At 72.0% G+C, this 24,039-nt stretch carries 1 protein-coding gene; it reads left to right on the top strand.

Features of this window, described 5'->3' with window-relative positions; all coding sequences use genetic code 11:
- Nucleotides 1-20: 20 nt before the first annotated feature.
- On the top strand, nucleotides 21-24,038 hold the full coding sequence (locus tag G443_RS04390) for a type I polyketide synthase (RefSeq protein ID WP_253860128.1): 24,018 nt from the start codon (nucleotides 21-23) through the stop codon (nucleotides 24,036-24,038).
- Nucleotide 24,039: the final 1 nt, after the last annotated feature.

Here is a 24,039-nt window from a genome sequence, read left to right as displayed (position 1 = left end):
GACAAGGCATGGGGGAAGTGATGGCGGGCTCTGCGGACAGGACGCTGGAAGCGCTGCGGGCGTCGCTGAAGGAGGTCGACCGGCTGCGGCGGGAGAACACCAAGCTCGCCTCAGCCGCCAGGGAGCCCATCGCAATCATCGGCATGGGCTGCCGCTACCCGGGCGGCGTCACCGACCCCGACTCGCTGTGGGAACTCGTGGCCTCCGGGCGGGACGCCGTCGGTGGCTTCCCCACCGACCGGGGCTGGGACGTCGACGCGCTCTACCAGGCCGGCGGATCCCGCACCTACGAGGGCGGGTTCATCCAGGACGCGCCGTGCTTCGACGCCGGGTTCTTCGGCATCTCCCCGCGCGAGGCGATGTCCATGGACCCGCAGCAGCGACTGTTGCTGGAAGTCGCGTGGCAGGCGGTGGAGCACGCGGGCATCGACCCGGTGTCGTTGCGCGGAACCCCGACCGGGATGTTCGCCGGTGTCTCCCCTTCCGGCTACGAGGCCGCGCTGCGCGCCGCCACCGACGAGTTGGCCGGCTACTACCTGACCGGTACCGCGAACAGCGTCGTCTCCGGACGCGTCGCCTACACCCTGGGCCTTCAGGGTCCCGCCGTCACCGTGGACACCGCGTGCTCCTCGTCCCTGGTCTCCCTGCACCTGGCGGCGCAGGCCCTGCGCAACGGCGAGTGCTCCCTCGCGTTGGCCGGTGGCGTCGCCGTGTTGACGGATCCGACCGCGTTCGCCGAGTTCAGCCGCCAGGGCGGGCTCGCCGAGGACGGTCGATGCCGGTCCTTCGCCGCCTCGGCGAACGGAACCGGATGGGCTGAGGGCGTCGGCGTGCTCGTACTGGCACGGCTGTCCGACGCCGTGCGGGACGGGCACACCGTGCTCGCCGTCCTCCGAGGATCAGCGGTCAACCAGGACGGCGCGTCGAACGGGCTCACCGCGCCCAACGGCCCGGCCCAGCAACGCGTGATCGCCCAGGCGCTGGCGAACGCGGGCCTGACAGCGGACCAGGTGGACGCGGTCGAGGGCCACGGCACCGGAACCGTGCTCGGCGACCCCGTCGAGGCGCAGGCGCTGCTCGACACCTACGGCGCGGCCAGGCGGGACGGGCGTCCGCTCCTGCTCGGATCCATGAAGTCCAACATCGGCCACGCGCAGGCCGCCGCCGGCGTCGCCGGGGTGATCAAGGTGGTGCAGGCCATCCGCCACGGTGTCCTGCCGGCGACCCTGCACGTCGACGAGCCCACCCCGCACGTCGACTGGTCCGGCGGCGTCACGCTCGTGACCGAGGCGACGCCGTGGCCCTCCGGGGACGATCCACGTCGGGCAGGTGTCTCCGCGTTCGGGCTCAGCGGCACCAACGCGCACGTGATCGTCGAGCAGGCACCCGCCGCAACCCGACCGGAGCGGCGACGCGACACCGTCCCCCCGGTCCTGCCGTGGCTGGTGTCCGCCGCCTCGGACAGCGCCCTGGGCACCCAGGCCCGGCGGCTGCGAGCACACGTCGACCAGGCCGACCCCGTCGACGTCGCCTTCTCCCTCGCCACGGGACGAGCCGCGCTCGAACACCGGGCCGTCGTGCTCGGCCGGGACCACGCGGAGTTGCTGCGCGGACTCGAGGACCTCGCCACCGGCACGGCGTCGCCGAACGTGGTGCGGGCGACAGCCTCCTCCGGCCTGCTCGCGGTGTTGTTCTCCGGGCAGGGCTCCCAACGCGTCGGGATGGGGCGTGGCCTGTACGAGGCGTTCCCGAGCTACGCGTCCGCCTTCGACGCCGCGTGCGCGGAACTGGACCAGCACCTCGACCGGCCGCTCCGCGACGTCGTGTTCGGTGATCCCGCCGCGCTCGACCGGACCGGGTTCACCCAGCCCGGCCTCTTCGCCGTCGAGGTGGCGTTGTTCCGGCTGTTCCAGTCCTGGGGGGTGCGGCCCGACTTCCTGCTCGGCCACTCCGCGGGCGAGCTGACCGCCGCCCACGCGGCCGGGGTGCTGTCCCTCGCCGACGCCGCCACGCTCGTCGCCGCGCGCGCCAACCTGATGGCGGCGCTGCCCGGCGGTGGAGCGATGATCGCCGTGGAGGCCACCGAGGCCGAGGTGCTGCCCCTGATCGGCGAACGGATCGGTCTGGCCGCGGTCAACGGACCCACGTCGGTGGTCGTCTCCGGTGACGAGGACGAGGCCGAGGCGTTGGCCGAGGAGTTCCGGTCGCGCGGCCGCAGGGTGCGCAGGCTCGCCGTGAGCCACGCCTTCCACTCGCCCCGCATGGAACCGATGTTGGCCGAGTTCCGGCGCGTCGCGGAGGGACTGGCCTTCGCCGCACCGGAGATCCCGATCGTCTCCAACGTGACCGGCACCGTCCTGTCCGCCAGGGAGATCCGCGACCCCGACTACTGGGTCCGCCACGTCCGTTCGGCGGTGCGCTTCACCGACGGCATCCGGGTGCTGCGCGAGCGCGGTGCGGGAGTGTTCCTGGAACTGGGCCCCGGCGGTGCCCTGTGCGCGATGGCCCGCGAGTGCCTGCCCGGCACCGAGAACACGGTCGTGCCGGCGCTGCGGGATGACCGCGACGAGGTCGGCACCGCCGTGGAGGCGGTCGCCCGCGTCCACGCGAACGGTCCCAGACCGGACTGGTCCCTCTTCTTCACCGGGACCGGTGCCTCGCGCACCCCGCTGCCGGCCTACGAGTTCCAACGCGACCGCTACTGGCCCACGCCACGCGGCGGAGGTGAACCCTCCGCCGAGGACAGCCGGTTCTGGGACGCCGTCGAACGCCAGGACCCGGCCGCCCTGGCTGGTGGGGACGAGGACGTCGCCCCCCTCGCGGCTGCCCTGCCCGCACTGGCCGCGTGGCGCAAGCGGCATCGGGACACCGCCGCCGCCGACTCCTGGCGTTACCGGGTCACCTGGCGGCGCGGCGACGACCCGCGACGCCCCGAGCTCACCGGTACGTGGCTCGTCGCCCTCCCCGAAGGCGCGACCGACGACGAGCAGGCCACCCGCCTGGTCGCGGCCCTGCGCGAGCGCGGAGCCGAGGTCGTCACGGTCCACGCCATCCCGGACCGGGGCCAGTTCGCGGCACGACTGGCCGAGGTGTGCCCGGAGCCGGGCACCGTCACGACCGTGCTCTCCCTGCTCCCGCTCGACGAGCGCGAGCACCACGCCCACCCGGTCCTCACCTCGGGAATGGCGGACACCCCTGTCCTGATCCAGGCACTGGACGCCGCCGGCATCGCCGCCCCCGTGTGGACCGCCACGCGCGGCGCGGTGTCCGTGGGCCGTTCGGACCCGCTCACCAGCACCTCCCAAGCCGCCATCTGGGGCTTGGGCCGTGTCATGGGGCTCGAACAGCCCCGCCGCTGGGGTGGCCTGCTCGACCTCCCCTCGGACCTCGACGACCGCGCCGTCGACCGGCTCACCGCCCTGGTGACCGACGGAACGGAGGACCAGGTCGCCATCCGGTCGTCCGGCTGGTTCGCCCGGCGCCTCGTGCGGGACGTGCGCGGCCTGGCGTCGAACACCTGGCGCGCCGGGGGCACCGCGCTGATCACCGGTGGCACCGGCGCGCTCGGCGCGCACGTGGCCCGGTGGCTGGCCGGGGGAGGGGTGTCGCGGCTGGTGCTGACCAGCAGGCGAGGCCCGGCTGCTCCCGGCGTGGCGGAGCTCGTCGCCGAGCTGGAGGCCCTCGGAGCACGGGTGCGGGTCGTCGCCTGCGACGTCGCGGACCGGGCCGCGCTCGCCGAGGTCATCGAGGACATCGACGGGGACGGGCCGCCGCTGCGGACCGTCGTGCACGCCGCCGGTGTCGGTTCCGCCGCCGCCCTCACCGAGCTCAGCGGCGCGGAGTTCGCCGCGGAGATGTCCGCGAAGGCCGGCGGCGCCGCCCACCTCGACGACCTGCTCGGCGACCGGGAACTCGACGCGTTCGTGGTGTTCTCGTCCATCTCGGCCACCTGGGGCAGCGGCGGGCTCGGCGCCTACGCCGCGGCCAACGCCTACCTCGACGCCCTGGTGGAACAGCGGAGAGCACGGGGACGGGTCGGGACCTCCCTCGCCTGGGGCGCGTGGGCGGACGGCGGCATGGTCGACGAGGACGAGCGTGAGCACCTGAGGCTGCGCGGCATCCGAACCCTCGCACCGGAGCAGGCGATCACCGCCCTCCAGCGCGCGCTCGACCACGACGACACGACGGTCACCGTCGCCGACGTGGACTGGGAACGCTTCGTGCCCGTGTTCACCGCCGCGCGGCCGAGACCGCTGCTCACCGCGCTGCCCGAGGTCACGCGGATCCTCGAGTCCACCGGCCCCGGCACCCAACCCGGCCCCGGCCACGACGGCTCGGAGGCGGCGGCCGCTCTCCGCGCCGCCCTCGGCGGGCTTCCCGGCACCGAGCGCGTCGAACGGCTCACGACCGTGGTGCGCGCGGAGGCCGCGCTCGTCCTGGGACACGGGTCCCCTGACGCGGTACGCCCCGACCGGGCGTTCCGCGATCTCGGGTTCGACTCCCTGACGGCGGTGGAACTGCGCGACCGGTTGACAGCCGAGACGGGCGTGCGGCTCCAGGCGACCGTGGTGTTCGACCACCCGACGCCGACCGCCCTCGCCACCCTGGTCGACCAGAGGCTGTTCGGCACCGTCACCGCCTCACCGACGGTGGCGGACCCCGTCGCGGCGGACGAACCGATCGCGATCGTCGGAATGGCCTGCCGGTTCCCTGGCGGCGTCGCGAACCCGGACGACCTGTGGCAGCTGGTCTCCGAGGGCGGCGACGGCATCACCGAGTTCCCGGCTGACCGGGGTTGGGACATCTCCGCCCTCTACGACGCGGACCCCGAACGAACCGGAACCTCCTACGTCACCCGAGGTGGCTTCCTGCACCAGGCGGGCGACTTCGACCCCGAGTTCTTCGGCGTCAGCCCCCGGGAAGCCCTCGCCATGGATCCCCAGCAGCGGTTGCTGCTGGAAGTCTCCTGGGAAACCCTCGAACGCGCGGGGATCGAACCAGGGCGGCTGCGGGGCGACCAGGTCGGCGTCTTCGTCGGCGCCTCCCCGTCCGGGTACGGCGCCGGCGGGCAACCCGAGGACGGCACCGAGGGCCACCTGATGACCGGCACCGCCACGAGCGTGGTCTCGGGTCGCGTCGCCTACGCACTCGGGCTCGAGGGCCCCGCGGTCACCATCGACACCGCCTGCTCGTCGTCCCTGGTGGCCCTGCACCTCGCGGTGCGGGCGCTGCGCGCCGGCGAATGCACGATGGCGCTCGCCGGTGGCGTCGCCGTGATGGTCACCCCTGCCGCGTTCGTGGAGTTCAGCCGCCAGCGGGGACTCGCCGCCGACGGTCGCTGCAAGTCCTTCGCCGCGTCCGCCGACGGCACCGGGTGGTCCGAGGGCGTCGGCATGCTGCTCGTGCAGCGGCTGTCCGACGCGATCCGCGACGGGCACGAGGTGCTCGCCGTGGTGCGGGGTTCCGCGGTGAACTCCGACGGGGCGTCCAACGGGTTGACCGCGCCGAACGGCCCCTCTCAGCAGCGGGTGATCCGACAGGCCCTGGCCAGCGCCGGCCTGTCGGCCTCGGACGTCGACATGGTCGAGGCACATGGCACCGGGACCACCCTCGGCGACCCGATCGAGGCGCACGCCCTGCTGGCGACCTACGGGCAGCAGCGGCCCCCGGGCCGGCCGCTCTGGCTCGGTTCGCTGAAGTCCAACATCGGCCACACCGCGGCCTCCGCCGGCGTCGCCGGCGTCATCAAGACGGTCATGGCGATGCGGCACGGAGTGCTGCCCAGGACCCTGCACGTCGACGAGCCCACCCCGCACGTGGACTGGGAATCCGGCGCGGTCTCGCTGCTCACCGAGGCACGCCCCTGGACCACCGACGGAGCCCCGCGCCGTGCCGGGATCTCCGCTTTCGGCATCAGCGGCACCAACGCGCACACCATCCTCGAACAGGCGCCGGACACCGAGGTACCGGCGCCGCTGCCGAGGACCAGGCGCCTACCAGCGGACGCCGTGCCGTGGCTGCTCTCCGCCCACTCCGAGCGGGCGCTCGCCGCACAGGCACACCGCCTGCTCGACCACCTGACCGAGGACCCCGACCCCCTGAACCTGGCCTTCTCCCTCGCGACGACCCGCAGCGCCCTGGAGTTCCGCGCCGTCCTGTTCGGCCCGGACCCCCGGGAGGGACTGGCCGCTCTGGCCGAGGGGACCAGCGACGGCCTCACCGGTTCCCCCACGACCGGGAGGACCGCGTTCCTGCTGTCCGGGCAGGGCTCACAACGGCCCGGCATGGGCCGTGACCTGTACACGGCGTTCCCCGCGTACGCCGACGCCTTCGACGCGGTCTGCGCCGCGTTCGACCAGCGACTGGACCGGCCCCTCCGGGACGTGGTGTTCGACGGCGGCGACCTCCTCGACCAGACCGAGTACACCCAGGCCGGCCTGTTCGCCCTGGAGGTCGCCCTCCACCGGCTCGTCGAGTCCTGGGGAGCGGCACCCGACTACCTGCTCGGCCACTCGATCGGCGAGCTCGCTGCCGCCCACCTGGCCGGGGTGCTGTCCCTCGACGACGCGGTCACCCTCGTCGCCGCCCGCGGTCGCCTCATGGGCGCACTCCCACCCGGTGGAGCGATGGTCTCCCTCCGGGTACCCGAGGCCGAGGTGGCACCGCTGCTCGACGACCGGGTGTCGGTGGCCGCCGTGAACGGGCCCGACACGGTGGTCATCTCCGGCGATGAGGACGCGGTCCTCGCCGTCGCCCGCCGCTTCGAGGAGGCCGGCCGTGACGTGCGGCGCCTCCGCGTGAGCCACGCGTTCCACTCACCGCGCATGGACGACATGCTCGACGAGTTCCGTGCCGTCGCGGACACCCTGACCTACCACAGCCCCCGGATCCCCCTCGTCTCCAACCTGACCGGACGTCCGGTCACCGACGAGGTGCGGACCGCCGAGTACTGGGTCCGCCACGTCCGCGAGGCGGTGCGGTTCTCCGACGGGGTGTCCCACCTCGCCGAGCAGGGCGTCACCACCTTCCTGGAGCTGGGGCCGGACGGGGTGCTCTGCGCGCTCGGCGCCGGCAGCCTCCCCGGCGCCGACCTGGCGTTCGTGCCCGCGCTGCGCCGGGACCGCGACGAGACGCGCACCGCCGTGACGGCCCTGGCGCACCTGCACGTGCGGGGAGCCACCGTCGACTGGTCCGCGTTCTTCGACGGGACCGGGGCCCACTCCGTCAGCCTGCCCACCTACGCCTTCCAGCACCGCCGGTTCTGGCTCTCCGGCAGCCCCGCCCGGGACCTCGCCGGCGTGGGCATCCAGGACGGCGGCCACCCGCTGCTCGGCGCCGCCGTCACCCTGGCCGAGAGGGACGGCCTGGTCATGACGAGCAGCCTGTCCCTCGGTACGCACCCCTGGCTGGCCGACCACACCGTCCTCGGCTCCGTGCTGTTGCCGGGGACCGCGTTCGTCGACCTGGCGCTGCACGCCGGGGAACGGGCGGGCTGCGGGCTCGTGGAGGAACTGACCCTCGAGGCACCGCTCGTCCTGGAGGCCCAGGACGTCCTCCAACTCCAGGTCACCGTCGGTGTTCCCGCCACGGACGGCCGCCGTCAGGTCAGCGTCCACTCGCGACTCGACGAGGACAGCGACTGGACCCGGCACGCCAGCGGTTTCCTCACCAGCGACACCGTCACGGCCCGGGACACCCTGGAGACCTGGCCGCCCGAGGGCGCCGAGCCCGTCGACCTCGACGGCTTCTACCCGGGGCTCGCCGACATCGGCTACGACTACGGCCCGGCGTTCCAGGGCCTGCGCTCGATCTGGCGCCGGACCGACGGCGACGACGTCACCGTCTTCGCCGAGGTCCGGTTGCCCGACGAGATCGACGTCACCGGGTTCGGACTGCACCCGGCCCTGCTCGACGCGGCCCTGCACGGGATCGGGCTGTCCCACGGCACCGGCGAGGGCGCGGCCGGAATCCCCTTCTCCTGGTCCGACGTCGCGGTGTTCGCGGTGGGCGCCACCACGGCCCGGGTGCGGATCACCCGCACCGGAACGGCTTTCTCGCTGCTCCTCGCCGACGGGACCGGTCTGCCGGTCGCGTCCGTCGGATCGCTGGTGCTGCGCTCGGCGTCCGGACCGCGACCCACTCACCCCCGGGACGCGCTGCACACCACCGGCTGGGTACCCGTGACCCGTGTCGCCGACGATCCCGACCATGACGTGACGGTGCTGGAGCTCGACTCCCGCACGACCGACGTCGTCGCCGGCACCCACGACCAGGCCCGCGCCGCACTGGACCTGGTCCAGCGATGGGTGGCCGAGGAGACGGGCACCGCGCTGGTCGTCACCCGGGGAGCGACGGAGGGCCGCGACCTCGCCCAGGCCGCCGTGTGGGGACTGCTGCGCACGGTCCAGTCCGAACACCCCGGTCGCTTCGTGCTGGTGGACCTGGACGAGCACACCGAACTCGCCGAGGTCCAGGACACCGTCCTGGCCTCGGGTGAGCCGCAGGTGGCGGTCCGCGACGGCGCCGTCGCGGCACCCCGGCTCATCAGGACGTCCCCGTCAGAGGAGTCCGTCCCCACCCTCGACGGCACCGTGCTCGTCACCGGTGCCCGTGGCGCGCTCGGCACGCGAGTGGCCCGGCACCTCGTGGAGGAGCACGGCGTCCGACACCTGGTTCTGGTGAGCCGCCGAGGAGGCGAGACCACCGAGTTCGATGACCTCGACGCCCACATCCGGTCCGTCTCCTGCGACGTCACAGACCGCGACGCGCTCGCCCAGGTCCTGGCCGACATCCCGGCCGAACACCCGCTGGTGGGTGTCGTGCACGCGGCCGGTGTCCTCGACGACGGCGTCGCCGTGTCCCTGACCCCGGAGCGGCTGGCGGCCGTGCTGCGGCCGAAGGTGGACGGCGCGTGGCACCTGCACGAGCTGACCCGGGATCTGGACCTCTCGCTGTTCGCCCTGTTCTCCTCGGTCGCCGGCGTGCTCGGATCACCCGGTCAGGGGAGCTATGCGGCCGCGAACGCGTTCCTCGACGCGCTCGCCCAGCACCGCCGGGACCTCGGCCTGCCCGGCCGGTCGTTGGCATGGGGCCCGTGGGCGGAAGGCGGCATGACCGGTCGGCTGACCGAGACCGACCGGAGGCGGATGGAGCGGGCCGGGTTCCCACCGCTGCCCGCGGCCGACGGCCTGGCACTGTTCGACGCGGCCCTCCGGGTCGACTCCGCCGTCGTCGCACCCGTCCGGCTCGACCTGGCAGCGCTGCGGGTGCGTGCCGGCGCCGAGGACCTCCCCCCGGTGCTGCGCGGACTCGTGCGCGTCTCCCACCGTCGGACCGCCAGGTCCACGGCCGGTGACCAGGGACTGGTAGCCGAGCTCGCCAACCGCACCTACGACGACCAGCTGACCAGGGTCGTGGAACTCGTGCGCTCCCGGGTCGCCGTCGTACTGGGCCACGGCTCCGCCGCGGACGTGCGGGTCGACCAGGCCTTCACCGAGCTCGGATTCGACTCCCTGACCGCCGTGGAACTGCGGAACCGGCTGAACGGGGACGTCGGTCTCCGGCTGCCCGCGACCTTGGTCTTCGACTACCCGACACCGTTGTCCCTGGCGGAGCACGTGCTGGCCGAGGTGCTGGACCTCCGCCCGACGGAGGCGGAGGTCGCGCCCGCGCTGTCCGGGGTGGACGAGCCGATCGCGATCGTGGGCATGGCCTGCCGCTACCCGGGGGGCGTGTCGAACCCGGACGAGCTGTGGGACTTCGTGCGGAACGGCGGCGACGGGATCGCCGGTTTCCCGACGGACCGGGGCTGGGACATCGAGCGGCTGCTCGATGTCGCCCCACCCGACGCGGACTACGAGTTCAGCCTCGAGGGCGGGTTCCTCTACGAGGCGGGCGACTTCGATCCCGGGTTCTTCGGGATCTCGCCGCGTGAGGCCCTGGCGATGGACCCGCAGCAGCGGCTGCTGCTGGAGGCCTCGTGGGAGGCATTCGAGAACGCGGGTGTCGATCCGGGGTCGCTGCGGGGCAGCAGGACCGGTGTGTTCGCCGGCGTCATGTACCACGACTACGGCGCGGGCGTCGAGGGCGTGCCTGACGGTGTCGAGGCCTTCATGGGACTCGGTAACACCGGCAGCGTCCTGTCCGGACGGGTGGCTTACACCTTCGGTCTCGAGGGGCCGGCCGTGACGGTGGACACGGCGTGTTCCTCGTCGTTGGTGGCCCTGCACCTGGCTGCCCAGGCGTTGCGGTCGGGCGAGTGCACGATGGCGCTGGCCGGCGGTGTGACCGTGATGGCCAGCCCGGTGACCTTCGCGGAGTTCATCCGCCAACAGGGGCTGTCGGCGAACGGTCGGTGCAAGTCCTTCGCGCAGGCCGCGGATGGGACCGGGTGGTCCGAGGGTGTCGGTGTCCTGCTGGTGGAGAAGCTCTCGGATGCCCGCAGGCTGGGGCATCCGGTGTTGGCGGTGGTGCGGGGCACGGCGGTCAACCAGGACGGGGCGTCCAACGGGTTGACCGCGCCGAACGGTCCCTCGCAGCAGCGGGTGATCCGGCAGGCCTTGGCCAACGCCCGGGTCGCTCCGGAGCACGTTGACGTGGTGGAGGCGCACGGTACCGGGACGACGCTGGGTGATCCGATCGAGGCGCAGGCGTTGTTGGCGACGTATGGGCGGGATCGGGATCGGGCGTTGTTGTTGGGTTCGGTGAAGTCGAACCTGGGTCACACGCAGGCCGCCGCGGGGGTGGCGGGTGTGATCAAGATGGTGCAGGCGATGCGGCATGGGGTGGTGCCGGCGACGTTGCACGTGGATGAGCCCAGTCGTGAGGTGGATTGGGAATCGGGTGCGGTGGATCTGGTGCGGGAGCCGGTGTCCTGGCCGGAGACCGGTCGTGCCCGACGGGCGGGGGTGTCCTCGTTCGGGATCAGTGGCACCAACGCCCATGTGATCCTCGAGAGCCCGGACGCGATCGACATCGGTGCCGGTGAGGACACCGGTGCCGTGCGGGACTCCCTGAACGGCGGGGACCGGCCGAGGACCGCTCCGGCGGTGGTGCCGTGGGTGGTCTCGGCCAAGTCCGAGCAGGCCCTGACCGCGCAGGTCGACAGGATCCGTGCCCACGTGGAGACCACTGGTTCGGATCCGGTGGATGTGGGCTACTCGCTGACCAGGAGGTCGGTGTTCGAACACCGGGCGGTTCTGGTCGGCGAGGAGGTCGTCCAGGGCAGTGCCGCCGCGGGTCGGTTGGCGGTGTTGTTCACCGGTCAGGGCTCGCAACGCCCCGGTATGGGCCGGGAACTGGCCGAGGCGTTCCCGGTGTTCGCCGAGGCCTTCGACGCGGTGTGCGCCGAACTCGACCGGCACCTCGACCGCCCGATCCGCGACACCGTCTTCCACGACGGTGATGGTGGGGTCCTGGATCAGACGGTGTACGCCCAGGCGGGGTTGTTCGCCCTGCAGGTGGCCCTGTTCCGGTTGATCGAGTCCTGGGGGGTGGTCCCGGACTCCCTGCTGGGTCATTCCATCGGGGAGCTGGCCGCGGCGCACGTGGCCGGGGTGTGGGACCTGCCCGATGCCGCTCGGGTGGTGGCGGCACGGGGCCGGTTGATGCAGGCCCTACCCGAGGGTGGGGCGATGGTGGCGGTGGAGGCCACCGAGGACGAGGTCATTCCCCTGTTGGTGGGGGCGGGGGTGTCGCTGGCGGCGGTGAACGGCCCGACGGCGGTGGTGCTCTCCGGTGAGCGCTCGGCGGTGGCCGGGGTGGTGGACCGGTTGGGTGACCGCCGGGTGCGGTGGTTGCGGGTCAGTCATGCCTTCCACTCCGGGTTGATGGACCCGATGCTGGCGGAGTACCGGGCGGTGCTCTCCTCGGTGGTGTTCCGGGAGCCGGTGGTGCCGGTGGTGTCCACGGTGACCGGTGCACTGGCCGGGGCTGGGTGGTGTGACCCGGAGTACTGGGTGCGGCAGGTCCGGGAGACGGTCCGGTTCGCCGAGGGCATGGCCGCGCTGGGCGGGGTGGGGGTGTCCCGGTTCCTGGAGTTGGGTCCGGACGGGGTGCTCTCGGCGATGGGGCAGGACTGCGCCCCCGAGGGTGTGTTCGTTCCGGTGTTGCGCCGGGACCGCCCCGAACCGGAGACGGTGGTGGGGGCGTTGGCGCGGGTGTTCGTCCACGGGACCGAGGTCGACTGGGCCGGTTATTACGGGGGGTGTGGGGCACGTCGGGTTCCGCTGCCCACCTACGCCTTCCAACACGAACGCTACTGGCTTCGGTCCACCGGCCGAGCAGCCAGCGATCCCTCGTCCCTGGGACTCGACGCGGGCGCGCACCCGCTGCTCGGAGCCCTCGTCGGCTCGGCCCGGACTGACGAGTTCCTGTTCACCGGGAGCTTCTCCCGCGAGACGCACCCTTGGCTGACCGAACACGAGGTACTCGGCACCGCGCTGCTACCCGGCACCGCGTTCGTCGAACTCGCCCTCCACGCCGGGCAACGACTCGACTGCCCGATCCTCGAAGAGCTGACCCTGCACGCGCCCCTCGTCCTCCCGGTGCGCGGCACCGTCACCGTTCAGCTCGCCGCGGCGGCCGCGAACTCCGACGGTCGGCGCGCGGTGGACGTCTACTCGAGGACCGGGGACGACGAGTGGTCCCACCACGCCACCGGCACCCTGCGGCCAGGCACCGCCGTTTCCGGCCAGGCACTCGTGACCTGGCCGCCGACGGACGCGGAGCCGATCACCGTCGAGGATCTCTACGATCGACTCGCGGAGTGGGGACTGTCCTACGGGCCCACCTTCCGAGGGCTGGCCGCCGCCTGGAGCCAGGGCGACGAGGTCTACGCCGACGTCCGGCTGCCCGAGGGCGTCAGCGTCGACGGGTTCGGACTTCACCCCGCCCTGTGGGACGCCGCCCTGCACGGCATGGCCCTCACCGGGGGCAACGACACGGTCGCCTTGCCTTTCTCGTGGTCCGATGTGTCCCTGTCGGCGGTCGGCGCCAGCGCGCTCCGCGTTCGCATCACCCCGTCCACCCGTGGCACCTCGTTGACCCTGGCCGACGAGACCGGTCAGCCGGTCGCCGAGGTCGGTTCCCTCGCCGTACGACCCGTGACCGGGGAGGTCCCCAGCGCCAACGCCGGCAACGCGATGTTCGCCGTCGACTGGGAGGCGACCAGCCGGGCCGAGGTCGACCCCACCCTCCGGTGGGGCGCCTGGGGCGAACACGCCGAGGAAGCGCCCGACATCGTGACGCTCGTCGTCCAGGACACGGGACGCGACGTCGTCGCGAACACGCACACCGCCGTGCACGAGGTACTGGAAATCGTGCGGCAGTGGGTTTCGGACGAGCGGTACGCCGACGCCCGCCTCGTCGTCGTGACGCGAGGAGCGACTGACGGTGGCAGTCCCACCTCGGCCGCAGTCTGGGGACTGGTCAGGTCCGCGCAGTCCGAGTACCCGGGCCGCCTCGTCCTCGTCGATGCCGACGAGGACACGCCCAACCGCGCCCACCTCGAAGAAGCCGTCGCCACCGGGGAGCCGCAGGTCGCGGTCCGTTCCGGCGAACTGAGGGTGCCTCGCCTGGTACGGGTCTCCGCCACCCCGGCGGAGACCACCATCGACCCCGCAGGCACCGTGCTCGTCACCGGCGCCAGTGGCGCGCTGGGAGCGCGGGTGGCACGTCACCTGGTCGCCGAGCACGGCGTTCGGCACCTGCTCCTGGTCAGCCGTGGCGGCGGCGTCCCGACGGAGTTGTCCGACCTGGACGCCGACGTGCGCACCGCGGCGTGCGATGTCACCGACCGCGACGCGCTCGCCCGCGTGCTCACCGATGTTCCTCCGGAGCACCCGCTCGTCGGTGTCGTGCACGCGGCAGGTGTGCTGGACGACGGGGTCATCACGTCCCTCACCCCCGAACGGGTCGACACCGTGCTGAGCCCCAAGGTGGACGGCGCGTGGCACCTGCACGAGCTGACGAGGGAACTGGACCTCTCGCTGTTCGTGGTGTTCTCCTCGGTCGCCGGGGTGCTCGGTTCCCCCGGGCAGGGCAACTACGCGGCGGCGAACGCGTTCCTGGACGCCCTCGCCCAGCACCGGCGGGACCTCGGTCTGCCTGGTCAGTCGTTGGCGTGGGGACCGTGGGCCGAAGGCGGCATGCTCGGCACGCTCAGCGACGCTGACCTGCGCAGGATGGCCCGCACCGGCATCCCGGCGCTGGACGGCGACGAAGGCCTCGCCCTCTTCGACACCGCGCTGGGGCTGGACCACGCGGCGCTCGCACCCGTCCGGCTGGACCTGCCCGTGTGGCGGGAACGAGCCGCGACGGACGGGGTGCCGCCGCTGCTCCGGCGGCTGGTCCGCACCGCGCGTCGACAGGTCGCCAGTCGCGGTGACGAGCGCGGTGACTTGGCGGTGCGTCTCAGCGGCCTTCCGGACGAGGACAGGCGCGCGGTTGTGTTGACGCTCGTGCGAGCACAGGTCGCGGCCGTGCTGGGTCACCAGTCCGGTGACGACGTCGTGCCGCACCACGCCTTCAGCGACATCGGCTTCGATTCCCTGACCGCCGTGGAACTGCGGAACCGTCTGAACACGGCCACCGGTCTGCGGCTCCCGGCGACCCTGATCTTCGACTACCCGTCCCCTGACGTGCTCACCGATTTCGTCCTCGCGGAGGTGCTCGACCTGCGAGTGGATGCGCCCGAGGTCACGCCCGCGGTGGTGTCCGGACTCGACGAGCCGATCGCGATCGTGGCCATGTCCTGCCGTTACCCGGGGGGCGTGTCGAACCCGGACGAGCTGTGGGACTTCGTGCGGAACGGCGGCGACGGGATCTCCCCGTTCCCGACGGACCGGGGCTGGCGCCTCGACACGGTGTACGGAGGGGAAGGCGAGGACAGGTCAACGGTCCTCGAGGGTGGCTTCCTCCATGACGCCCCGTGGTTCGATCCGGGGTTCTTCGGGATCTCGCCGCGTGAGGCCTTGGCGATGGACCCGCAGCAGCGGCTGCTGCTGGAGGCCTCGTGGGAGGCATTCGAGAACGCGGGTGTCGATCCGGGGTCGCTGCGGGGCAGTAGGACCGGTGTGTTCGCCGGCGTCATGTACAACGACTACTCGGCCAAGGTCGCCGAGGTCCCCGATGGCGTTGAGGCCTTCCTCGGCATGGGGAACGCCGGCAGTGTGCTGTCCGGTCGGGTCGCTTACACGTTCGGGTTCGAGGGTCCGACGTTGACGGTGGACACGGCGTGTTCCTCGTCGTTGGTGGCCCTGCACCTGGCCGTGCAGGCCCTGCGGTCCGGGGAGTGCTCGATGGCCCTGGCCGGGGGTGTGACCGTGATGGCCACTCCGGCGACGTTCGCGGAGTTCAGCCGGCAGGGCGGGTTGTCCTTCGACGGTCGGTGCAAGTCCTTCGCACAGGCCGCGGACGGGACCGGGTGGTCCGAGGGCGTCGGTGTCCTGCTGGTGGAGAAGCTCTCGGATGCCCGCAGGCTGGGGCATCCGGTGTTGGCGGTGGTGCGGGGCACGGCGGTCAACCAGGACGGGGCGTCCAACGGGTTGACCGCGCCGAACGGTCCCTCGCAGCAGCGGGTGATCCGGCAGGCCCTGGCCAACGCCCGGGTGGCCCCGGAGCACGTTGATGTGGTGGAGGCACACGGCACCGGGACGACGCTGGGTGATCCGATCGAGGCGCAGGCGTTGTTGGCGACGTATGGGCGGGATCGGGATCGGGCGTTGTTGTTGGGTTCGGTGAAGTCGAACCTGGGTCACACGCAGGCCGCCGCGGGGGTGGCGGGTGTGATCAAGATGGTGCAGGCGATGCGGCATGGGGTGGTGCCGGCGACGTTGCACGTGGATGAGCCCAGTCGTGAGGTGGATTGGGAATCGGGTGCGGTGGATCTGGTGCGGGAGCCGGTGTCCTGGCCGGAGACCGGTCGTGCCCGGCGGGCGGGGGTGTCCTCGTTCGGGATCAGTGGCACCAACGCCCATGTGATCCTCGAAGGAGTCGAACTCGGGGACGAGCCGGCTCCGGCGCAGGCCCTACCGGTGACCCCGTGGGTGGTCTCGGCCAAGTCCGAGCAGGCCCTGACCGCGCAACTCGACCGGCTGCGCGCTCACCTCCAGAACACGGCGGATCCGGTGGACGTGGGCTACTCCCTGGCCACCGGCCGAGCCGTGTTCGACCACCGGGCGATCGTCCTCGGTGACGAGGTCGTCCAGGGCAGTGCCGCCCCGGGTCGGTTGGCGGTGTTGTTCACCGGTCAGGGCTCGCAACGCCCCGGAATGGGCCGGGAGCTGGCCGAGGCGTTCCCGGTGTTCGCCGAGGCCTTCGACGCGGCGTGCGCCGAACTCGACCGGCACCTCGACCGCCCGATCCGCGACACCGTCTTCCACGACGACGGTGATGGTGCTGGGGTTCTGGATCGGACGGTGTACGCCCAGGCGGGGTTGTTCGCCCTGCAGGTGGCCCTGTTCCGGTTGATCGAGTCCTGGGGGGTGGTCCCGGACTCCCTGCTGGGTCATTCCATCGGGGAGCTGGCCGCGGCGCACGTGGCCGGGGTGTGGGACCTGCCCGATGCCGCTCGGGTGGTGGCGGCACGGGGCCGGTTGATGCAGGCCCTACCCGAGGGTGGGGCGATGGTGGCGGTGGAGGCCACCGAGGACGAGGTCATCCCGTTGGTGGGGGCGGGGGTGTCGCTGGCGGCGGTGAACGGCCCGGCGGCGGTGGTGCTCTCCGGTGAGCGCTCGGCGGTGGCGGGGGTGGTGGACCGGTTGGGTGACCGTCGGGTGCGGTGGTTGCGGGTCAGTCACGCCTTCCACTCCGGGTTGATGGACCCGATGCTGGCGGAGTACCGGGCGGTGCTCTCCTCGGTGGTGTTCCGGGAGCCGGTGGTGCCGGTGGTGTCCACGGTGACCGGTGCACTGGCCGGGGCTGGGTGGTGTGACCCGGAGTACTGGGTGCGGCAGGTCCGGGAGACCGTCCGGTTCGGTGCCGCCGTGGAGCGGACTCGGGAGTTGGGGGTGTCCCGGTTCCTGGAGTTGGGTCCGGACGGGGTGCTTTCGGCGATGGGGCAGGACTGTGCCCCCGAGGCCGTGTTCGTTCCGGTGTTGCGCCGGGACCGCCCCGAGCCGGAGACGGTGGTGGGGGCGTTGGCGCGGGTGTTCGTCCACGGGACCGAGGTCGACTGGGCCGGTTATTACGGGGGGTGTGGGGCACGTCGGGTTCCGCTGCCCACCTACGCCTTCCAACGTGAGCATTTCTGGCTGAACTCCGTCACCGACGGCGTCGACGGCGCCGGATTCGGACTGCGGAGAGCCGAACATCCGATGCTCGGCGCCACGGCGTCGTTGGCTGACTCGAACGCCGAGGTGTACGGGGGGAGGCTCTCCCTCGACACGCATCCCTGGCTGGCTGAGCACACGGTGCTCGGAACCACTCTTGTGCCCGGCGCGGTCTTCGCCGACCTGGCCACCCATATCGCCGACCAGGTCGGCTGTGCCGGTGTGGAGGAGCTGACCCTCGAGGCCGGCCTCGTCCTGCCCGGACATGGCGCCGTCCAGCTCCAACTCGTGGTCGGTGACCAGGATGAACGCGGCAGCCGACCTCTCACGATCCACTCCAGGACCGGGGATGATGACTGGGTGCGGCACGCCACCGGTGTGCTCGCGGCGAGCACACCGGTGGTGACCGAGTCGTTGTCCGAGTGGCCGCCCACGGGAGCGACCCGGGTCGACGTCACGGATCTGTACGACCGGTTGGATGAGGCGGGCCTGTCCTACGGTCCGGTGTTCCAGGGGCTGCGTCGGGCCTGGCGTCTTGGTGAGGACGAGGTGTTCGCCGAGGTCGCCCTGCCGGTGGATGTCGCGGTCGACGGGTTCGGGGTGCACCCGGCCCTGTTGGACGCGGCCCTGCACGGTATCGGCCTGTTCGGTCAGGACACGGTGTCGCTGCCGTTCGCGTGGTCGGGTGTGTCGGTGTTCGCCGTCGGTGCGACCACGGCCCGGGTGCGGATCTCCCGTGCTGGTTCCGGGTTCTCGTTGCTGCTGGCCGATGGTGTCGGCCAGCCGGTGGCGGCGGTGGATTCCCTGGCGTTGCGCCCGGTCACGGCGGGACAGGTGTCGACGTCCCGAGCGGAGTCGCTGTACGGGATCGAGTGGGTCCCGGTGTCGGGTGAGGCCCTGACCGGTGACCACCAGGTCGTGTCGTTGCCGCCGGGTGGTGAGGTGCGGGAACGGTTGGCCGAGGCGCTGGCCCTGGTTCAGGACACCGACGACGATCGGGTGCGGGTCGTGGTGACCCGGGGTGCCACCGACGGTCGGGACCTGACCCAGGCCGCGGTGTGGGGACTGGTGCGCACGGCCCAGTCGGAGAACCCGGGCCGGTTCGTGCTGGTCGACCTCGACACCGACACCGACTCCGAGGGTGTGGAGCTTCCGGAGTTGGTGGCCGGAGAACCGCAGCTGGCCGTCCGTGACGGTCGGCTGGTGGCACCCCGGCTGGCCCGGGTGGCCCCGGAACCGGGGGAACCGCTCCCCGAGGGGGGCACGGTGTTGGTCACCGGTGCCAGTGGTGTGCTGGGCGGGTTGGTGGCCCGGCACCTGGTCGAGCGGTACGGGGTGCGGCACCTGGTGCTGCTCAGCCGCAGCGGCGGTGACGGTGGTGTGGGTGAGCTCGATGCCGAGGTCCGCACGGTGGCCTGTGACGTGGCCGATCGGGACGCGGTGGCTGAGGTGGTGGCCGGGATCGGGTCGGAGCATCCGTTGGTGGGTGTGGTGCACACCGCGGGGGTGCTCGATGACGCGATGGTGTCGTCGTTGACCCCGGAGCGGTTCGATGCGGTGTTGCGTCCGAAGGTGGAGGGCGCGTGGAACCTGCATGAGGTGACCCGGGATCTGGACCTGGCGATGTTCGTGGTGTTCTCGTCGGTGGCCGGGGTGCTGGGTTCTCCTGGGCAGGGCAATTACGCGGCGGCGAACGCGTTCCTGGATGGTCTGGCCCAGTACCGGCGTGGCCTGGGGTTGGCGGGTCAGTCGTTGGCGTGGGGGTTGTGGGCCGAGGGTGGGATGGCTGGGGATGCCCAGCGGATGGCCGGGGCGGGGTTCCCGGCGTTGACGGTGGAGCAGGGGCTGGCGTTGTTCGACGCGGCCTGGGGTGTGGACCGGTCTGTGGTGGTGCCGGTGGTGTTGGACCTGCCCCGGTTGCGGGTCCAGGTCGGGGCCGGGGGCGTGCCCCCGATGCTGCGGGGGCTGGTGCGGGCACCGGCACGGCGAGCCGTGGCTCGGGGTGGTTCTGGTCTGGTGGAGGAGCTGGACGGTCTGGCCGCGCGGGAGCGGGCCGGGTTCGTGCTCGAGTTGGTGCGTGGTCAGGTCGCGGCGGTGTTGCGGTACTCCTCGGCTGCTGAGGTGCCGGCCGAGCAGGCGTTCACTGATCTGGGTTTCGATTCGTTGACGGCGGTGGAGCTGCGGAACCGGTTGAACGCGGTGACGGGGTTGCGGTTGCCGGCGACCCTGGTGTTCGACTACCCGACCCCGGCGGTGTTGGCCGAGTTCGTGGTGGGTGAGTTGGTCGGGACTCGGGCTGCGGTGGAGACCGTGGTGGCCACGGGGGTCGGGACCGATGAGCCGATCGCGATCGTGGGGATGTCCTGCCGTTACCCGGGGGGCGTGTCGAACCCGGACGAGCTGTGGGACCTGGTGGTCAACGGCGGCGACGGGATCTCCCCGTTCCCCTCGGATCGGGGCTGGGACGTGTCATCCCTGTACGGCACCGCCGCGGGGGATGACGGCCATTCGAACACCCTCGAAGGCGGGTTCCTCTACGACGCGGGCAACTTCGACCCCGGGTTCTTCGGGATCTCGCCGCGTGAGGCCCTGGCGATGGACCCGCAGCAGCGGCTGCTGCTGGAGGCCTCGTGGGAGGCCTTCGAACACGCCGGCATTGATCCCACCGGTCTCAAGGGCAGCAGGACCGGTGTCTTCGCCGGTCTGATGTACCACGACTACCTGTCCGAGTCGAGCACGGTCCCCGATGGCGTTGAGGCCTTCCTCGGCATGGGGAACGCCGGCAGTGTGCTGTCCGGTCGGGTCGCTTACACGTTCGGGTTCGAGGGTCCGACGTTGACGGTGGACACGGCGTGTTCCTCGTCGTTGGTGGCCCTGCACCTGGCCGTGCAGGCCCTGCGGTCCGGGGAGTGCTCGATGGCCCTGGCCGGGGGTGTGACCGTGATGGCCACTCCGGCGACGTTCGCGGAGTTCAGCCGGCAGGGCGGGTTGTCCTTCGACGGTCGGTGCAAGTCCTTCGCGCAGGCCGCGGACGGGACCGGGTGGTCCGAGGGTGTCGGTGTCCTGTTGGTGGAGAAGCTCTCGGATGCCCGCAGGTTGGGGCATCCGGTGTTGGCGGTGGTGCGGGGCACGGCGGTCAACCAGGACGGGGCGTCCAACGGGTTGACCGCGCCGAACGGTCCCTCGCAGCAGCGGGTGATCCGGCAGGCCCTGGCCAACGCCCGGGTGGCCCCGGAGCACGTTGATGTGGTGGAGGCGCACGGTACCGGGACGACGCTGGGTGATCCGATCGAGGCGCAGGCGTTGTTGGCGACGTATGGGCGGGATCGGGATCGGGCGTTGTTGTTGGGTTCGGTGAAGTCGAACCTGGGTCACACGCAGGCCGCCGCGGGAGTGGCGGGTGTGATCAAGATGGTGCAGGCGATGCGGCATGGGGTGGTGCCGGCGACGTTGCACGTGGATGAGCCCAGTCGTGAGGTGGATTGGGAATCGGGTGCGGTGGATCTGGTGCGGGAGCCGGTGTCCTGGCCGGAGACCGGTCGTGCCCGGCGGGCGGGGGTGTCCTCGTTCGGGATCAGTGGCACTAACGCCCATGTGATCCTCGAGAGCCCGGACGCGATCGACATCGGTGCCGGTGAGGACACCGGTGCCGTGCGGGACTCCCTGAACGGCGGGGACCGGCCGAGGACCGCTCCGGTGGTGACCCCGTGGGTGGTCTCGGCCAAGTCCGAGCAGGCCCTGACCGCGCAGGTCGACAGGATCCGTGCCCACGTGGAGACCACTGGTGCGGATCCGGTGGATGTGGGCTACTCGCTGGCCACCGGCCGAGCCGTGTTCGACCACCGGGCGATCGTCCTCGGTGACGAGGTCGTCCAGGGCAGTGCCGCCGCGGGTCGGTTGGCGGTGTTGTTCACCGGTCAGGGCTCGCAACGCCCCGGAATGGGCCGGGAGCTGGCCGAGGCGTTCCCGGTGTTCGCCGAGGCCTTCGACGCGGTGTGCGCCGAACTCGACCGGCACCTCGACCGCCCGATCCGTAACACCGTCTTCCACGACGACGGTGATGGTGCTGGGGTCCTGGATCAGACGGTGTACGCCCAGGCGGGGTTGTTCGCCCTGCAGGTGGCCCTGTTCCGGTTGATCGAGTCCTGGGGGGTGGTCCCGGACTCCCTGCTGGGTCATTCCATCGGGGAGCTGGCCGCGGCGCACGTGGCCGGGGTGTGGGACCTGCCCGATGCCGCTCGGGTGGTGGCGGCACGGGGCCGGTTGATGCAGGCCCTACCCGAGGGTGGGGCGATGGTGGCGGTGGAGGCCACCGAGGACGAGGTCATCCCGTTGGTGGGGGCGGGGGTGTCGCTGGCGGCGGTGAACGGCCCGGCGGCGGTGGTGCTCTCCGGTGAGCGCTCGGCGGTGGCCGGGGTGGTGGACCGGTTGGGTGACCGTCGGGTGCGGTGGTTGCGGGTCAGCCATGCCTTCCACTCCGGGTTGATGGACCCGATGCTGGCGGAGTACCGGGCGGTGCTCTCCTCGGTGGTGTTCCGGGAGCCGGTGGTGCCGGTGGTGTCCACGGTGACCGGTGCACTGGCCGGGACTGGGTGGTGTGACCCGGAGTACTGGGTGCGGCAGGTCCGGGAGACGGTCCGGTTCGCCCAGGGCATGGCCGCGTTGGGCGGGGTGGGGGTGTCCCGGTTCCTGGAGTTGGGTCCGGACGGGGTGCTCTCGGCGATGGGGCAGGACTGCGCCCCCGAGGGTGTGTTCGTTCCGGTGTTGCGCCGGGACCGCCCCGAGCCGGAGACGGTGGTGGGGGCGTTGGCGCGGGTGTTCGTCCACGGGACCGAGGTCGACTGGGCCGGTTATTACGGGGGGTGTGGGGCACGTCGGGTTCCGCTGCCCACCTACGCCTTCCAACACGAACGCTACTGGCTCCAGCCCACCGGCCTCTCCGGTAACCCCGGGCGGCTGGGGCTCGAAGCGAGCGAACACCCCTTGCTCGGCGCGGTCCTCGGCCTCGCGGGTAGTGGTGATCTCGCGCTGACAGGCAGGGTGTCCCTCGACTCCTGGCCGTGGCTGGCCGACCACCAGGTACTCGGATCGGTGCTGGTTCCCGGAGCCGCGCTCGCGGATCTCGCGTTGTACGCGGGGCAACAGTCGGGTTGCCCGGTACTGGAGGAACTGACCCTGGAAGCACCGCTGGTACTCCGGGAGAACGAGAAGCCCACGGTCCAGATCGTGGTCGAGGCTGGAGAGGACAGCGGCCGCAGCACGATCAACATCCACTCCAGGACCGGGGATGATGACTGGGTGCGGCACGCCACCGGTGTGCTCGCGGCGAGCACACCGGTGGTGACCGAGTCGTTGTCCGAGTGGCCGCCCACGGGAGCGACCCGGGTTGACGTCACGGATCTGTACGACCGGTTGGATGAGGCGGGCCTGTCCTACGGTCCGGTGTTCCAGGGGCTGCGTCGGGCCTGGCGTCTTGGTGAGGACGAGGTGTTCGCCGAGGTCGCCCTGCCGGTGGATGTCGCGGTCGACGGGTTCGGGGTGCACCCGGCCCTGTTGGACGCGGCCCTGCACGGTATCGGCCTGTTCGGTCAGGACACGGTGTCGCTGCCGTTCGCGTGGTCGGGTGTGTCGGTGTTCGCCGTCGGTGCGACCACGGCCCGGGTGCGGATCTCCCGTGCTGGTTCCGGGTTCTCGTTGCTGCTGGCCGATGGTGTCGGCCAGCCGGTGGCGGCGGTGGATTCCCTGGCGTTGCGCCCGGTCACGGCGGGACAGGTGTCGACGTCCCGAGCGGAGTCGCTGTACGGGATCGAGTGGGTTCCGGTGTCGGGTGAGGCCCTGACCGGTGACCACCAGGTCGTGTCGTTGCCGCCGGGTGGTGAGGTGCGGGAACGGTTGGCCGAGGCGCTGGCCCTGGTGCAGGACACCGACGACGATCGGCTGCGGGTCGTGGTGACCCGGGGTGCCACCGACGGTCGGGACCTGACCCAGGCCGCGGTGTGGGGTCTGGTGCGCACGGCCCAGTCGGAGAACCCGGGCCGGTTCGTGCTGGTTGACCTCGACCCCGACACCGACTCCGAGGGTGTGGAGCTTCCGGAGTTGGTGGCCGGAGAACCGCAGCTGGCCGTCCGTGACGGTCGGCTGGTGGCACCCCGGCTGGCCCGGGTGGCCCCGGAACCGGGGGAACCGCTCCCCGAGGGGGGCACGGTGTTGGTCACCGGTGCCAGTGGTGTGCTGGGCGGGTTGGTGGCCCGGCACCTGGTCGAGCGGTACGGGGTGCGGCACCTGGTGCTGCTCAGCCGCAGCGGCGGTGACGGTGGTGTGGGTGAGCTCGATGCCGAGGTCCGCACGGTGGCCTGTGACGTGGCCGATCGGGACGCGGTGGCTGAGGTGGTGGCCGGGATCGGGTCGGAGCATCCGTTGGTGGGTGTGGTGCACACCGCGGGGGTGCTCGATGACGCGATGGTGTCGTCGTTGACCCCGGAGCGGTTCGATGCGGTGTTGCGTCCGAAGGTGGAGGGCGCGTGGAACCTGCATGAGGTGACCCGGGGTCTGGACCTGGCGATGTTCGTGGTGTTCTCGTCGGTGGCCGGGGTGCTGGGTTCTCCTGGGCAGGGCAATTACGCGGCGGCGAACGCGTTCCTGGATGGTCTGGCCCAGTACCGGCGTGGCCTGGGGTTGGCGGGTCAGTCGTTGGCGTGGGGGTTGTGGGCTGAGGGTGGGATGGCTGGGGATGCCCAGCGGATGGCCGGGCGGGGTTCCCGGCGTTGAC

It is taken from the genome of Actinoalloteichus caeruleus DSM 43889, assembly GCF_000429185.2.
Taxonomy (GTDB): domain Bacteria; phylum Actinomycetota; class Actinomycetes; order Mycobacteriales; family Pseudonocardiaceae; genus Actinoalloteichus_B; species Actinoalloteichus_B caeruleus.
Note: the sequence above shows the minus strand (reverse complement) of the source record. Positions and strands in the feature narration are given on the sequence as shown.

Bases quoted from the DNA above. Each gene is read 5' to 3' on its own strand.
- G443_RS04390 (WP_253860128.1), top strand. From the start codon at position 21: ATGGCGGGCTCTGCGGACAGGACGCTGGAAGCGCTGCGGGCGTCGCTG.